Below are 14,209 nucleotides of genomic sequence, written 5' to 3' on the forward strand. Positions count from 1 at the left end.
TTAATACCTTGTCATCATAGAGCGAATATTCATCGGCAACATTTTCTCTGTTGCTTTAATTACATCAGAAGCTGGAATAATGGATAAATACTTTTTATCGCGATCTAGCTCTTCTCTCGGTGGCATAGTTTCATAATCACCCGCCCAAAATTGAACTACATTATCACTCCAAGGTCGCCAGAAAACATGATTTGTCGCACCGAAAAGGCATACTATAGGTGTGTTGGCTGCTGCGGCAATGTGCATTGGTGCAGAATCAACGCCAATAAATAAAGCGGCATGAGCAATCAATGCGCCTAATTCAGGAAATGAGGTTTTCCCTGCAAGTTCAGTAACAGGCTTTGTTTGGCAGCCATTTGCAATCTCATTGATACATTCTAAATCCTCTTTGCTCGGCCCCGAAGTTAAAACTACTTGATAGCCACGAGATTGCAATGCATCAATGACGGCTGAAAATTTTTCATTATCCCAACACTTAAAAGCTTGGCGTGCTGTTGGTTGAATAACGACATAACTGCTATGAACACCCAGTCTTAACAGCTTTTCATCAATATTTTTCCAGTCCTGCTCTGAATAAGCCATCGTTAAATGTGTCTTTAGTTCTTTTATTTCTAACGGCTTGAGTACTGATAAGTTATTTAGAACAACATGTTCGCCTTCAGGTTCTGTCAGATGCGTAAAACTTTCACGCCAATATTTAGAGTCACGATGGGCAAACTGATGGGAAATTTTTGTGCTAGCAGGAATAGCCCGAACTAATACGCTCACCATCCATTGGTCTGCTAGATTAACAACTAAATCGTATTTATTTTTACGCAGCTTTAGCAGTAGCTTAATAAAATTACATGCTTTACTCAGCCCACTACTTTTTTTCCCCGCCATGCCGTACAAAGCGTTAATTTCAGCATTTTCAGAGAGAATGGGGATTGTATCCTGATAAAGCAAAACATCAATTTCAGCATCAGGATATTGGTGTTTCAATGAGCTGATAACGGGTGTTGTCAGCAACATGTCCCCATGAAACCTCATCTTGATCACAAGAATTTTTTTAAACTGTTTTTTCACCAGGCACTCTTAATCAAGTCTATATGTAAAAGACAATAGTCATTCGACAACAAATATCATTATTAATTCAATGAATACTTACTATGTTACTACTTTCATAATAATGGTCATAGCGTCGAATGCGCATATCCGCGACAACCCAAATTTTAGGTAAAAAAAAACTCAGCCGAAGCTGAGTTTTTAACGCAGAAAGCAAAATTATTTGATTTTTGCTTCTTTGTAGATCACATGCTTACGAACAACTGGATCGAATTTTTTCAGTTCCAGTTTTTCTGGCATTGTGCGCTTGTTCTTCGTAGTGGTATAGAAATGACCTGTACCTTCAGAAGAGACTAGCTTGATTTTCTCGCGAATACCTTTAGCCATTTTTTAGCTCCTTAGTACTTCTCACCACGGGTACGCAGTTCAGCAAGAACAGCATCAATACCCTTTTTATCGATAACACGCATACCTTTAGCAGATACACGCAGTGTTACGAAACGTTTCTCAGACTCAACCCAGAAACGGTGAGAGTGCAGGTTTGGCAAAAAACGACGTTTGGTCGCGTTTAATGCGTGTGAACGGTTGTTACCGCTCATTGGACGCTTGCCAGTAACTTGGCAGACTCGTGACATGTCTATTCTCCAAAAATCTAATCAGCTCGAGCTTTTTTGTTCTGGGTATGGCCGCCTCGTCAGGCTTAGGAGCCCATCTCAGCAAACTTTCATTGACTGAAAAAACCGTTGATACCTAAATAAAGATTTACTTTACTAAAACGTAAAAATTTACTGAGATAGGCCCTTCTCGCCAAACCCAAGATCCTTAAAGGTGGCGTAGTATACGCTTTCCATCGTTTTCACTCAAGCCCAACACAAAGAAAGTTGTCATTTTTTAGGCAAAAAAATAATTTTATAACCATCCTCGCTCCACAAATGACACACATTGCTTATGCCCAACGACAAAATGGTCAAGCAATTTAATCCCCATAATAGTACAAGCACGTTGGATACGCTCTGTCACTTGCCTGTCTGCTACGCTTGGTTCCGGATTACCTGATGGATGGTTATGGGCGAGTATAATCCCGTTTGCATTCATTTTTATGGCAAAGCGAATGATTTCTCTGGGATGAACTTCAACTTTGTTCAAAGTACCTTTAAACAACTCTTCATGACAAATAATTTGATTTTTATTATTTAAAAATATCACGACAAAAACTTCACGCTCTTGCCCTGCGAACAAATCCAACAACTTTGCTTTCAACTGTTCAGGCCCAGTCATCACATCTTCATGTAAAAATTGTTCAGAGAAAAAACGGCGAGCTAATTCACTCACAGCCTGTAATTGGGTAAATTTACAACTCCCCATTCCTTTACATTGCTTGAGTTTTTCGTAGTCTGCTTGTAGAAGCAAATATACTGAACCAAACTCCTGTATTAAACGCTTCGCAAGCTGTAAAACGGGTTCGCCTTGGCTCCCTGTACGTAGAAAAATAGCGAGTAGTTCAGCATCAGATAACGCAGCTGCCCCGTATGCGAGTAGCTTTTCCCTTGGTGGTAGGTCTAGATGTTCACTCATCATATTTTTTGTCCCTAAATCCCTTGCTTCCTTTTTATCTAGTCTAAAAAACATTCACAATCACTCTCATAAGGGTTTGCGTAGCGCTTCGCAAAAATAGTACTGTGATGAAAAATCGAGCGCGCCACCTCGCGCTTCTCTGTGGTAATATGCCTCCCATGTTGACCGAATTGGATAAAAATAATGAATCAACTGTCACTATTAGGTAAGCAGATAGTTATTGGTATTAGTGGGGGCATTGCTGCGTACAAAATCCCTGAACTCACCCGCCGTTTGCGCGATAAAGGTGCGATAGTACGCGTTGTGATGACTCAAGGTGCTAAAGCCTTTATTACACCTTTAACCTTGCAAGCCGTTTCAGGGCATCCCGTTTCTGATGACCTGCTAGACCCTGCTGCTGAGGCTGCTATGGGCCATATTGAACTGGCTAAATGGGCAGATCTCATTATTCTAGCACCGGCTACTGCGGATTTAATTGCTCGCCTCAGTGCAGGAATGGCAAATGACTTACTCACAACAGTTTGCCTTGCTTCCGCAGCACCGATTGCTCTTGTGCCAGCAATGAACCAACAAATGTACCGAGCAAAAGCAACCCAAGAAAATTTAATCAAATTGCAACAACGTCAATGTATGATTTGGGGGCCAGATGCAGGTAGCCAAGCTTGTGGTGATATTGGTCCTGGTCGCATGATTGACCCACTAGAAATTGTTCGTCTAACCAGTGAATTTTTTACCCCTAAACTCGACTTACAAGGCATCAAATTAATGATCACTGCAGGCCCAACACGGGAAGCTCTCGACCCTGTTCGTTTTATCAGTAACCATAGTTCAGGAAAGATGGGTTTTGCCATTGCTAAGGCTGCTAGCCAACGTGGAGCCGATGTCACTTTAATTGCGGGCCCTGTAAATATTGAAACACCAGAAGGCGTTAACCGAATTGATGTCATGAGTGGCTTAGAGATGTATGAACAAGTGCATCAAACCATTGCTGAACAAAATATTTTTATTGGTTGCGCTGCAGTTGCAGATTATCGCGCAAAAAACATTGCTGAAAATAAAATAAAAAAACAAGGTGATGAAGTTTCGATTACACTTATCAAAAACCCAGACATCGTCGCAAGTGTTGGAAATCTAAGGCACAATAGGCCATATGTTGTTGGATTTGCAGCTGAAACCCAAAATGTGGAAGAATATGCACGCCAAAAACGACAACAAAAACAACTCGACCTTATTTGTGCCAATGATGTATCACTAGCAGATAACGGATTTAATAGCGATAACAATGCATTACACCTTTTTGATGCCAACGGTGATACCCGTTTGCCTCACTGTAATAAAAATGAATTAAGCCACTATTTACTTGACGAGATACTTCAACGTTATGAAAAAAATTGACCTAAAAATCCTTGATAGCCGCATCGGTAATGAATTTCCTCTACCAGCCTATGCCACCACCGGTTCTGCTGGTTTAGATTTACGTGCATGCATTGATGCACCAATTGATTTGGCGCCAGGTCAAACGGAGCTTATTCCAACAGGTTTAGCTATTCACATTGCTGATGAAAGTCTTGCTGCTGTCATCTTACCTCGTTCCGGTTTAGGTCATAAACATGGTGTTGTACTTGGCAATCTAGTTGGTCTCATTGATTCGGATTACCAAGGCCAACTCATGGTGTCAGTCTGGAACCGCAGTGACAAAGCTTTTACCGTTGAGCCTGGTGAGCGTATGGCGCAAATGGTGTTTGTCCCAGTTGTTCAAGCTGAATTTAATATTGTTGATGATTTTGACGCAACAGAGCGTGGGGCTGGTGGTTTCGGTCACTCTGGCCGTCAATAAATAGAATATCCTGATAACGAATATGCTAGATAGAACCTGAATTAGGTTCTATCTTTATGAATAAAAATAATCAGCCGCATATTTTCTTTCAGGAAGCTTGCTCAACATTACTTACATTTTAAATATTTTTTAAATCCATTTTGCTTCGTAAGCCTCTTTACTAAGAGCAAAATTTTGGATAGTTTGTTTTGCTGTTTTAGCAGGGGTCTTATTAGACATGGCAGAAAAAGCGACAACACAAAAACGTAACAGGCGTGATGAGATTTTACAGGCTCTTGCGCTAATGTTAGAAAGTAGTGATGGTAGCCAACGTATCACAACAGCAAAACTTGCTGCTACGGTTGGTGTATCAGAGGCCGCGCTGTATCGTCATTTTCCAAGCAAAATGAAAATGTTCGATAGCCTCATTGGGTTTATTGAAGACTCATTGGTTTCGCGCATTAATCTAATTTTAAGTGATGAAAAAGATACGATAATTAGAATTAAACTAATACTTGCCCTAATACTTGGGTTTTCCGAGAAAAACCCAGGGCTAACGCGAATCATGACTGGCCATGCTCTGATGTTTGAGCAAGATAGGCTGCAAGATCGTATTAATCAATTATTTGAACGTATAGAATCACAATTACGCCAAGTGCTAAAAGAGAAAAAAATACGTGATGGCCATGGGTTTATTCATGATGAGTCACTGCTTGCTTCTCAATTATTAGCCTTTTGTGAAGGGATGCTCTCTCGTTTTGTGCGTTCTGAGTTTCGTTATCGGCCAACCGTCGAGTTTGAATCGCGCTGGCCTTTAATTCTAGCTCAGTTACAATAACCGATTATTTATACTACTCACCCCGCCCATCATTGGGCGAGGGCTTTTTTTACTCAATTCCGTATTGTTCGCGATAAGCCTTCATAGCCGCTAAATGTTCCTGCATACCGTCCTTTTCAGCAAGATAGGTGATTAAATCGCTCATGGTAATAATTGAGTAAACTTTACAACCATAATCACGCTCAACCTCTTGTACTGCTGAAATTTCACCTTTGCCTTTTTCTTGGCGATCAAGGCATAACAGAACACCATTCAACGTAGCTTGTTGTTGTTTAATAATTTCCATTGATTCACGAATTGCCGTCCCTGCGGTAATCACATCATCAACTACCACAACACGCCCTTGTAAAGGACTTCCGACTAACACGCCGCCTTCCCCATGGTCTTTAGCTTCTTTGCGGTTGAAGCAGTATGGCATATCGATGTCATGGTGCTCAGAAAGTGCTACCGCTGTCGTCGTTGCAATGGGGATCCCTTTATACGCTGGACCAAAAATGACATCACACTCAATTGCGCTATCTTGTAATGCTTGTGCATAAAAACGACCGACAAGTGCCAGATCACGCCCTGTATTAAATAACCCCGCATTGAAAAAGTAAGGGCTTTTACGACCTGATTTCAGCGTAAACTCACCAAATTTAAGTACCTGTTTTTTCATGGCAAGTTCAATAAAATCGCGCTGATAGGCTTTCATTGGTCATTCTCCTCGTTGATGATTATTTATCTATTTTCAAAGCTGGCACACTCGTTGATGAACCAGCAGGCATAAAAAAGGCGACTTTTCAGCCGCCTAATTAATGATTAACTTACTTCAGCGCTTCTCGCTGAGCTTCAAAAATGGTATTTAAACCGGTTTTAGCTAACGCTAATAGAGCCAATAGCTCTTCATGACTAAACGGTTCGCCTTCTGCTGTGCCCTGCACTTCAATCATTCGGCCATCATCCATCATGACAACATTCATATCCGTTTCAGCTGCAGAATCTTCAACATATTCAAGATCACATAGAGCGTCTTGATTAACAATTCCAACCGAAACGGCAGCGACCATTGATTTTAGTGGGCTTTTTGCAATTTTACCTTGCTCAACCATGTTATTCAGTGCATCAACAAGCGCCACACAAGCACCAGAAATCGCTGCTGTCCGTGTACCACCATCCGCTTGAATAACATCACAGTCTAAAGTAATCGTGTATTCACCTAATTTTTTAAGGTCAACCGCAGCACGTAAAGAACGTGCAATTAACCGTTGGATTTCCATCGTACGACCAGTTTGTTTTCCTCGTGCAGCTTCACGTTGATTACGTGAGTTTGTTGCACGCGGTAACATGCCATACTCCGCTGTAACCCAACCTTGCCCCTGCCCTTTTAAAAAGCGAGGAACCCCTTCTTCAACAGTTGCATTACATAACACCTTCGTGTCGCCAAACTCAATAAGAACAGAGCCTTCTGCATGCTTAGTATAGTTGCGCGTGATGGTAATCGGGCGCATTTGGTCTGCTTGTCTATCTGCTGGGCGCATGGTGTTATCTCCATTATCAACTCAAATTGGGACGCATTATACGTTGTTCAAACGATAATGCCTATCCTGTCATCCTGCATAGCGTTATAATCCCCTAAATCTTTACGATAATGGGAACGAATTATGATCCGTAGTATGACCGCTTTTGCCCGTCGGGACATCAAGGGTGAATGGGGGAATGCGGCCTGGGAGCTGCGTTCCGTGAACCAACGTTATTTAGAAACGTATATTCGCTTACCTGAGCAATTTAGAAGCCTTGAACCCGTTATTCGCGAACGTCTGCGTTCTCGCCTAACACGTGGAAAGGTAGAATGTAGCCTACGCTTTGAGTTAGATGGCGCAAATCGTGGTGAATTAATCCTAAATGAACAATTAGCACGCCAATTAATCAGTGCTGCGAATTGGGTTAAAAATTACAGCCATGAAGGTGAAATAAACCCATTAGAAATTTTGCGTTGGCCGGGTGTGATGTCAGCAGGTGAACAAGATTTAGATGTCATCAGCGAACAGCTACTGGCAGGCTTAGATGAAGCTATTGATGCTTTCATTCAAAGCCGTGAAGCTGAAGGTGCTTCATTGCATGCACTCATCGAACAACGCCTTGATGGCGTCTTAGTTGAAGTCGCAAAAGTACGTCAACATATGCCAGAAATTTTACAGTGGCAACGTGAACGCTTACAAAATAAGTTAGAAGAAGCTGATATTCAAGTGGATAACAACCGTCTGGAACAAGAACTTATTCTATTGGCTCAACGTGTTGATGTTGCAGAAGAACTGGATAGACTAGAAGCTCACGTTAAAGAAACGCGTAATATCTTGAAGAAAAAAGAGGCAACTGGTCGCCGCCTTGACTTTATGATGCAAGAATTCAACCGCGAAGCTAATACGTTAGCGTCAAAATCAATTAATAGCGAAGTCACAACTTCAGCCGTTGAGCTCAAAGTATTAATCGAACAAATGAGAGAACAAATTCAGAATATTGAATAATCACTCTGTAACGGTTTTAATCTATAAAGAAGCCAACCGATGAAGTAACCTTATTTATCGTTTGGCTTTTCTCTTTGAAAAGACCCTCAAACTAACTCGAAATAGGTACCAATTTTCATGAATTTTGGGCTTATATTCCATAAATCACCAATAGCATAGTTCCACAACAACCCTTCGAAAATATAAAAAGACGGGATAGTTCTTGGTCAACAAAAGAATTTACTCTTGCGGAAGAAACACTGACTGAACATATTTTACGCGGTAAACGTAATTATGTTTAATGTTAAAACTAACAAAAAAGAGAAAACCAAATTTATGGTTTTCTCTTAAATTGAATGTTATTTATAACGATTTATCTTAGCTCGATTTGGCTTCTTTCAGTGCTGCGTCTTTATCATGGTGATAATGGAACGTAAATTGGAATATTATTGCCAATACAACAGTATAAGAAGCAAAAACTAACCAAATCATTTGCCAATCTTTAATACCATCCACGGTGTAATAGTCGACAACCAATCCACTTAGTATCGCACCAAAATAGGCCCCAACACCGTTAACCATTGTCATAAATAAGCCTTGGGCACTCGCACGCATACGCGTATCTACTTCTCTTTCAATAAATATAGAGCCTGAAATATTAAAGAAATCAAATGCGCAGCCATAAACAATCATCGACATGATCAAGAACATCAAACCAATGGCTGATGGGTCGCCAAACGCAAAGAAACCAAAGCGTAGTGTCCAAGCGAACATACTTAATAACATGACTGTTTTAATGCCATAGCGTTTCAAGAAAAATGGAATTGCTAAGATAAAACACACTTCAGCCATCTGAGAGATCGATAATAATATCGATGGATACTGTACCACCAAACTATCTTGGAATAACGGGTTCAGCCCGAAGTCGTGCAAGAATGGGTTACCAAATGTATTCGTGATTTGTAAAACAGCGCCAAGTAACATAGCGAATAAGAAAAATACCGCCATAATAGGCTTTTTAAATAACACCAAAGCATCTAAACCTAGCTTACTGATCCAGCTACTTGAAATCGCTTTTTTATTGACTTCAATTTTTGGCAAAGTTAGTGAATAAAGCGCTAAAAGCAATGAACAACCACCTGCAATATAAAGCTGCATACTACTTAGCTCAAATTTCAATAAGCTAATGCTCCACATTGCAACAATAAAGCCTACCGTACCAAACACACGAATAGGTGGAAAGTTACTCACTGAATCGAGCTGATATTGGCTTAATGATGAATAACTGATGCTATTTGAGAGTGCAATTGTTGGCATAAAGGCCATTGCATTAATTAACATCACCCAGAACATGATAGTTGAACTTGTGACTGTTGCGGCATAAAACAATGCAGCAGCCCCAATCAAATGGCAAATCATATATAAACGATTTGCTGGAATGTATTTATCTGCAATGATTCCGATAAGCCCGGGCATTAAAATAGCAGCAATACCCTTTGAGCTATACACCATACCGACTTCTGCACCTGAAAAACTCAATGTTTTCATCATGTACGATCCGAGTGTAACTAACCAACTTCCCCAAACAAAATATTGCAGGAAAAGCATGATTTTCAAGCGGGATTTAATATTCATACAAGGCTCCGTTTGGAGTTATATTTATTTGTTTTTATTTTCAACTCAGCAATGGTAACACCCATAAGGATGACAGCAACACCAACAAACTGAATGAATTCAAGAGGTAAATGCAATACCGTTACGGATAATAAAATCGTGACAGGTAACTGCATTGAGCTAACAATGGTCGCTAAACTGGTACCGATCAGTGGAGTACCTTTGGCAAACATCCACATACCGAAGAAAGAACCAAAGAAAGCCAGAGGTAATCCGTATGAGAAAAATAGAGATTGAAACGTTGAAGCGCTCAATAAGAATGTTGGCGAAACAACAATTGATGTCAAAATTGCGCCCCCTGTTACCATAATTGCAGAACGCATCATAGGATCTGTTTTAACCGCTAATGCTCCACTGACGTAAACACGAATAGCGTTCGATAATGCTGCACATAATCCTAATAGCACACCAAGCCAGTGAAACACGATCCCTGAACTGTTTAACAAACCTGTCGCTAATACTGTTCCAATTAATATCACCACAACTGACACCATGGTCATTACGGGAGGAATTTTGCGGTCAATAAATGCGTTAATTGCAACCCCCATCCATGTAAATTGCAAAAAGAGTACGACACCAAGTGCAGGGGATAAATATTGCAATGATGCATAATACAAAAGCCCGGTTAACCCTGTTGTCGTCCCAGTGAGTAACATTAATAGGCCTTGCCGGCGTGTTGGCCATACTAGACGTGCTTTTTTAACTAATACGCCTGCGACAACAAAAAACCACAGTAAAATCGCACCTAGTACCGTTTGGCTACCGATGACATCATTCAAGGAATACCCTGCGCGGTAGGCCAACACGACGAGTGTTGAAAGGATGCCATAACTACAAGCGCCTAAAGAAACTAAAATTAGACCTTTAAATTTCATTTCAATATTCACCTTATTTAGTGTCATGGACATCTTTATATTAGTTTGAGAAAAAGAACCTAAAAAATTAGAAGCGTTCGATCACGCCTGTCACTAATTTCAAGAAGGTCGCTTTAACTTTTTCAGCTGTTTCAATAACTTCGTCATGACTAAGTGGCTGTTCTAAAATACCGCAAGCCATATTGGTTAAGCAGGAAATGCCCACTGTTTTAATTTGTGAATGATGAGCGACCAGAGCTTCTGGTACGGTAGACATACCAACAGCATCTGCGCCTAAGGTTCTGATCATACGAATTTCGGCAGGTGTTTCATAAGTTGGGCCTGTCCACCATGCATAAACACCTTCACGGACAGAAACACCTTGTTCAGCCGCTACATTCTTGATTGTTTGGCGTAATTCTTTGTTATACACCTCACTGACATCCAAGAAACGCACCCCTAATTCAGGGTTATTTGGCCCCATCAGTGGGTTATTTGCAGTTAAATTAATATGATCGGTAATAATCATCAGATCACCTGGGTTGAAGTCGGTATTTACCGCACCGCAGGCATTGGTGATAATCAATTTTTCAACACCCAACGCTTTCATCAAACGCACAGGGAAAGTGACTTGGTCAAGGGTAAAGCCTTCGTAATAGTGGAAACGGCCTTTCATGGCAACCACATTTTTACCTGCGATGGTGCCGATCACCAATTCATTGGCATGCCCTACCGCTTCAGATTTAGCAAAGTGTGGAATTTCGCTATAAGGAATATGCACTGCATTTTCTAATGTATCCGCGAACGGACCGAGTCCTGAACCCAGAATAATGCCCACTGTTGGTTTAATATCTGTGCGAGACTGAATAAAGCTTAAGCTTTCTAGAATATCTTTTGTATGATGCATGGTTGTCTCCAAATTGACATCGACTAAAAATTGTTAAAATCGATCATAAAGCAATTTAGAAACAGAACAGCGATCTTAATCTCATTTTAATAAAAAGTATTTCGATATGATGTATCACATGAAGCAGAATCTTATGCGTATATTTGCTAATCTTTATCGATAGAGTCGGAATGAAAAGGAGTAAGGCGCTTGTTACATACACTATTAAATGAATTTCGCACCTCAAAAAATTCAAAAACACAAAAACTCAAAACGCTTTACCGATTAATTTTAAACCATGGTCCCATTAGGGCAGAGACGTTGACATCACTGGCTAGCATGAAACCAGCAACTTGTGCTCGGTTACTCGACGAACTGGGGAGAAATCACTTAATTTCGACTTCTGAGCTCGGAGAGTCGACCGGTGGCCGCAAACCAATCCTCTATAATATTAATGCTGCAGATGGTTATCTTGTTGGTATTGAAATGAGTGATATATATTCAACGATTGTTTTACAAAACCTAAAATTGGATATTTTAGGTATGGTAAAAGTGAAATATGAGCACCTAGAAACCGCAGAAAATATGGTGGATCATCTGCTCAACAGATTAGATATTTTATTAGCTGAACATGGACTTAACGTAGAAAGCTTGTTGGGTATCGGCATCGCCATCGACCATATATTAGAACGCGATAAACTGCCATATCATCAATACCACGCAAGAATAAAAGAACTTCACGACTACATTTCCAGTAAAGTTCCTTGTTTTGTGTTACTCGGAAGTGGGATTAGTTTTGCGGCTTTTGCTGAGTATCGCTTGCGCTATACCTCTGATAGCCAAAGATTTTTATTCACAACCTGTGATACTGATATTCGCAGTTGCACCATCATCAATAACCAATACGCTCCGGCCCCCATTAGTACAGCTCAAGCCTTTGGCCATACAACGATTGATATTAATGGCCAGCGCTGTGAATGTGGGTCATTTGGCTGTTTAAAGCAATATAGTTCACTGTCTGCAATTAAATCACGCGTGATCCAGCAACTTAGGTTGGGAAAAAGTTCAATAATCAATGAATTAGTTAATGATGAGTCTGAAATTAGCTACCATACTATTTTCCAAGCTCTCACAGTGGACGATTCCCTATGCCTTGAAGCGCTGGGTGAGGCGGCCTATTATTATGGTATCGCCATCGCTAATGCTATTTTAACGACGCAAGCCGATGTGGTGGTGTGCGGCGGCACCCTAACACCTAAAAATCACTTTTTTGAGATGACTAAAAAATCGATTGAAGAAAAACTCGCTATTTTTCCTCATATTAAGACACGTATTTACCCCGCCAATGATTCATACGAAATTGTTGCTCAAGGCGCTGGTGGAATGGTCATGGAGAAATACCTTGCTGATTAAGTGGTTCTTTCATTAAAACAGATAGAGTGTAGAATAAATCAACGAACCTATGCTCTATCACTATTAATGAAGGGATCATGTTAGAATTTGAACACATCAGTAACACGGCGAAATCACTGGTACTACAGCAACTTAATTCTCAATCTCCTCTTGTTCATTGCATGACAAACGATGTTGTTCAGACCTTCACTGCCAATGTCCTATTAGCACTCGGCTGTTCCCCAGCCATGGTGATTGAACCCGAAGAAGCTGAGCAGTTTGCCGCTATCGCATATGGCTTACTAATTAATGTGGGCACATTAACGACAGAGCGTCGATATGCGATGAAATGTGCGGTTAACAGTGCAAATCAAGCACAAAAACCTTGGGTACTTGACCCTGTCGCTGCAGGTGCGCTCAGCTTTCGTACCCATTTTTGCCATGAATTGTTGACACTCAAACCTGCCGCTATTCGCGGTAATGCTTCTGAAATTATGGCGTTAGCAGGAAGCAGTGCAGGTGGCAGAGGCGTTGATTCCCTTAACTCCACTGATGATGCACTCCCCGCGGCACAATTATTAGCGAGACAAGCTAAGACTATTGTTGCGATAAGCGGTGAAGTGGATTACATCACCGATGGAACACGCACCTTTGCGGTGACTGGCGGCCATATTTTAATGACTCGGGTGGTCGGTACGGGATGCGCTCTTTCTGCGGTGGTTGCTGCATGTTGTGCTCTACCTGGTGATAGGCTGCAAAATGTTGCCGCGGCTTGCGCTATCATGAAACAAGCCGGAGAAGCCGCAACCCAGCGTTGCCATGGGACGGGTAGTTTTATCCCTGAGTTTTTAGATGCGCTTTATCAATCGCTTTGTTGTGATCAATAGCTTTTGCTATTTCGATAACTTTGTTGTAATGAAAACTTGGTTTCATTTATTAGAGCCGAGTTTTCTTCCCTCTTACTTTTCTTGACCAATGACGAAAGTTATCTCTGAAACGAATAAATCGATAAACAAAATTTTTGCTATCAGGTTCGATATTGTAAAAACGCTGTAATGCAATTAAATCATTCGCTTTGCAAATAGCAAAATTACCATAGTCTGATAAATCAATAACCTTAAGCCCTTCATTGGTTATAACAAAGTTCCCTGCGTGGATATCATTAGAAGATAAACCATATCTATGTAATTGGTTTATAATGGTTTTCATCTCTGTATAGTAAGGCTTGATATCATCAATTTCAGATAAAACAGTTCCTTCTACATACTCAGCAATAATCCATGTTTCTACTGACTCGCGACCGACCATTTTTTCTGCAACAAAGTAAATATCATTCGTTACAGTGCATCCCTTATTTTGTGCGGTCACCAGACGTTTCAATAAACGTGAATAAAAAGGGCCTGAGATAATACGCATTAACCGTTTTTCAAAACGCTTATCACGTTCTTTCTCACATTTAATAATAAAATTTTGCCCATTGACTTGAATACGGGCAACGCTTCTATCGATATTTCCGCTACTTAAATTCTTACCCGCGATCTTCCCATCAATATAATCATTAACAACTTGCCAAAAATCTATCTCACCTTCTTTTTGAAAGGTGATAAAACCGTCTCTTTGTTTTTTTATTATGTTCTGCATAGC

16 protein-coding genes are annotated in these 14,209 nt (G+C 40.6%); 6 read left to right on the forward strand and 10 right to left on the reverse strand.

The window, feature by feature from the left end; genetic code table 11:
- The 4 genes from rfaQ to radC all read right to left on the reverse strand — a co-directional run bounded on the left by rfaQ (position 1) and on the right by radC (position 2,622).
- Positions 1-1,065, reverse strand: coding sequence for a lipopolysaccharide core heptosyltransferase RfaQ (gene rfaQ, locus P3L44_RS20280; RefSeq protein ID WP_215954295.1), 1,065 nt, complete (start codon positions 1,063-1,065; stop codon positions 1-3).
- A 198-nt stretch (positions 1,066-1,263) separates the two neighbouring features.
- Positions 1,264-1,431: a 50S ribosomal protein L33 gene (rpmG, locus tag P3L44_RS20285; protein WP_004265124.1), complete on the reverse strand. Its 168-nt coding sequence runs from the start codon at positions 1,429-1,431 to the stop codon at positions 1,264-1,266.
- An 11-nt stretch (positions 1,432-1,442) separates the two neighbouring features.
- Complete coding sequence (gene rpmB / locus P3L44_RS20290) at positions 1,443-1,679, reverse strand: 50S ribosomal protein L28 (RefSeq protein WP_004265123.1); 237 nt, start codon at positions 1,677-1,679, stop codon at positions 1,443-1,445.
- A 274-nt stretch (positions 1,680-1,953) separates the two neighbouring features.
- The gene (gene radC / locus P3L44_RS20295; RefSeq protein ID WP_004906900.1) at positions 1,954-2,622 is read right to left on the reverse strand and encodes a RadC family protein; all 669 of its coding nucleotides are present in this window, start codon (positions 2,620-2,622) and stop codon (positions 1,954-1,956) included.
- Between the two features lie 180 nt (positions 2,623-2,802).
- Here radC and coaBC point away from each other — a divergent pair, with 180 nt between their 5' ends.
- The 3 genes from coaBC to slmA all read left to right on the forward strand — a co-directional run bounded on the left by coaBC (position 2,803) and on the right by slmA (position 5,273).
- Positions 2,803-4,014 carry a bifunctional phosphopantothenoylcysteine decarboxylase/phosphopantothenate--cysteine ligase CoaBC gene (gene coaBC, locus P3L44_RS20300; RefSeq protein ID WP_140172662.1) on the forward strand — a complete coding sequence of 404 codons (1,212 nt, stop codon included), beginning with the start codon at positions 2,803-2,805 and terminating at the stop codon, positions 4,012-4,014.
- Positions 4,001-4,456 carry a dUTP diphosphatase gene (gene dut / locus P3L44_RS20305; RefSeq protein WP_125895055.1) on the forward strand — a complete coding sequence of 152 codons (456 nt, stop codon included), beginning with the start codon at positions 4,001-4,003 and terminating at the stop codon, positions 4,454-4,456. The genes coaBC and dut overlap by 14 nt, the downstream gene beginning before the upstream one ends.
- A gap of 217 nt (positions 4,457-4,673) precedes the next feature.
- Positions 4,674-5,273, forward strand: a complete 600-nt coding sequence (gene slmA, locus P3L44_RS20310) for a nucleoid occlusion factor SlmA (RefSeq protein ID WP_004265112.1) — start codon at positions 4,674-4,676, stop codon at positions 5,271-5,273.
- A gap of 49 nt (positions 5,274-5,322) precedes the next feature.
- Here slmA and pyrE read toward each other — a convergent pair whose 3' ends face one another.
- Both pyrE and rph read right to left on the reverse strand, forming a co-directional pair.
- Entirely contained in the window at positions 5,323-5,967 is a 645-nt protein-coding gene (gene pyrE, locus P3L44_RS20315; RefSeq protein WP_125895057.1) for an orotate phosphoribosyltransferase, read from the reverse strand.
- 112 nt (positions 5,968-6,079) lie between these two features.
- On the reverse strand, positions 6,080-6,793 hold the full coding sequence (rph, locus tag P3L44_RS20320) for a ribonuclease PH (RefSeq protein ID WP_181489986.1): 714 nt from the start codon (positions 6,791-6,793) through the stop codon (positions 6,080-6,082).
- 123 nt (positions 6,794-6,916) lie between these two features.
- Here rph and P3L44_RS20325 point away from each other — a divergent pair, with 123 nt between their 5' ends.
- The gene (locus P3L44_RS20325; protein ID WP_004906895.1) at positions 6,917-7,780 is read left to right on the forward strand and encodes a YicC/YloC family endoribonuclease; all 864 of its coding nucleotides are present in this window, start codon (positions 6,917-6,919) and stop codon (positions 7,778-7,780) included.
- Between the two features lie 357 nt (positions 7,781-8,137).
- Here P3L44_RS20325 and P3L44_RS20330 read toward each other — a convergent pair whose 3' ends face one another.
- The 3 genes from P3L44_RS20330 to P3L44_RS20340 all read right to left on the reverse strand — a co-directional run bounded on the left by P3L44_RS20330 (position 8,138) and on the right by P3L44_RS20340 (position 11,194).
- The gene (locus P3L44_RS20330; RefSeq protein ID WP_004906869.1) at positions 8,138-9,394 is read right to left on the reverse strand and encodes a nucleoside permease; all 1,257 of its coding nucleotides are present in this window, start codon (positions 9,392-9,394) and stop codon (positions 8,138-8,140) included.
- Positions 9,391-10,308: a DMT family transporter gene (locus P3L44_RS20335; RefSeq protein WP_239354545.1), complete on the reverse strand. Its 918-nt coding sequence runs from the start codon at positions 10,306-10,308 to the stop codon at positions 9,391-9,393. Before P3L44_RS20335 ends, P3L44_RS20330 begins: the two co-directional genes overlap by 4 nt.
- Before the next feature lie 67 nt (positions 10,309-10,375).
- Entirely contained in the window at positions 10,376-11,194 is an 819-nt protein-coding gene (locus P3L44_RS20340; RefSeq protein ID WP_004906865.1) for a purine-nucleoside phosphorylase, read from the reverse strand.
- 189 nt (positions 11,195-11,383) lie between these two features.
- On the opposite strand from P3L44_RS20340, the gene P3L44_RS20345 reads away from it, so the two are divergent.
- Positions 11,384-12,586 (forward strand): ROK family protein, encoded by a 1,203-nt coding sequence (locus tag P3L44_RS20345; protein ID WP_239354547.1) that lies wholly within the window; start codon positions 11,384-11,386, stop codon positions 12,584-12,586.
- 77 nt (positions 12,587-12,663) lie between these two features.
- The gene (gene thiM / locus P3L44_RS20350) at positions 12,664-13,452 is read left to right on the forward strand and encodes a hydroxyethylthiazole kinase (RefSeq protein ID WP_180359547.1); all 789 of its coding nucleotides are present in this window, start codon (positions 12,664-12,666) and stop codon (positions 13,450-13,452) included.
- Between the two features lie 49 nt (positions 13,453-13,501).
- Here the strand turns inward: thiM and P3L44_RS20355 are convergent, their stop codons facing one another.
- Positions 13,502-14,206, reverse strand: coding sequence for a lipopolysaccharide core heptose(II) kinase RfaY (locus P3L44_RS20355; protein ID WP_140172665.1), 705 nt, complete (start codon positions 14,204-14,206; stop codon positions 13,502-13,504).
- Between the last annotated feature and the right edge of the window lie 3 nt (positions 14,207-14,209).

This window comes from Providencia sp. PROV175 (assembly GCF_032707045.1).
GTDB lineage: Bacteria > Pseudomonadota > Gammaproteobacteria > Enterobacterales > Enterobacteriaceae > Providencia > Providencia hangzhouensis.

Bases quoted from the DNA above. Each gene is read 5' to 3' on its own strand.
- thiM (WP_180359547.1), top strand. From the start codon at position 12,664: ATGTTAGAATTTGAACACATCAGTAACACGGCGAAATCACTGGTACTA.
- pyrE (WP_125895057.1), bottom strand. From the start codon at position 5,967: ATGAAAGCCTATCAGCGCGATTTTATTGAACTTGCCATGAAAAAACAG.
- P3L44_RS20330 (WP_004906869.1), bottom strand. From the start codon at position 9,394: ATGAATATTAAATCCCGCTTGAAAATCATGCTTTTCCTGCAATATTTT.
- radC (WP_004906900.1), bottom strand. From the start codon at position 2,622: ATGATGAGTGAACATCTAGACCTACCACCAAGGGAAAAGCTACTCGCA.
- P3L44_RS20335 (WP_239354545.1), bottom strand. From the start codon at position 10,308: ATGAAATTTAAAGGTCTAATTTTAGTTTCTTTAGGCGCTTGTAGTTAT.
- P3L44_RS20340 (WP_004906865.1), bottom strand. From the start codon at position 11,194: ATGCATCATACAAAAGATATTCTAGAAAGCTTAAGCTTTATTCAGTCT.
- rpmG (WP_004265124.1), bottom strand. From the start codon at position 1,431: ATGGCTAAAGGTATTCGCGAGAAAATCAAGCTAGTCTCTTCTGAAGGT.
- P3L44_RS20355 (WP_140172665.1), bottom strand. From the start codon at position 14,206: ATGCAGAACATAATAAAAAAACAAAGAGACGGTTTTATCACCTTTCAA.
- rpmB (WP_004265123.1), bottom strand. From the start codon at position 1,679: ATGTCACGAGTCTGCCAAGTTACTGGCAAGCGTCCAATGAGCGGTAAC.
- slmA (WP_004265112.1), top strand. From the start codon at position 4,674: ATGGCAGAAAAAGCGACAACACAAAAACGTAACAGGCGTGATGAGATT.
- dut (WP_125895055.1), top strand. From the start codon at position 4,001: ATGAAAAAAATTGACCTAAAAATCCTTGATAGCCGCATCGGTAATGAA.
- coaBC (WP_140172662.1), top strand. From the start codon at position 2,803: ATGAATCAACTGTCACTATTAGGTAAGCAGATAGTTATTGGTATTAGT.
- P3L44_RS20325 (WP_004906895.1), top strand. From the start codon at position 6,917: ATGATCCGTAGTATGACCGCTTTTGCCCGTCGGGACATCAAGGGTGAA.
- rph (WP_181489986.1), bottom strand. From the start codon at position 6,793: ATGCGCCCAGCAGATAGACAAGCAGACCAAATGCGCCCGATTACCATC.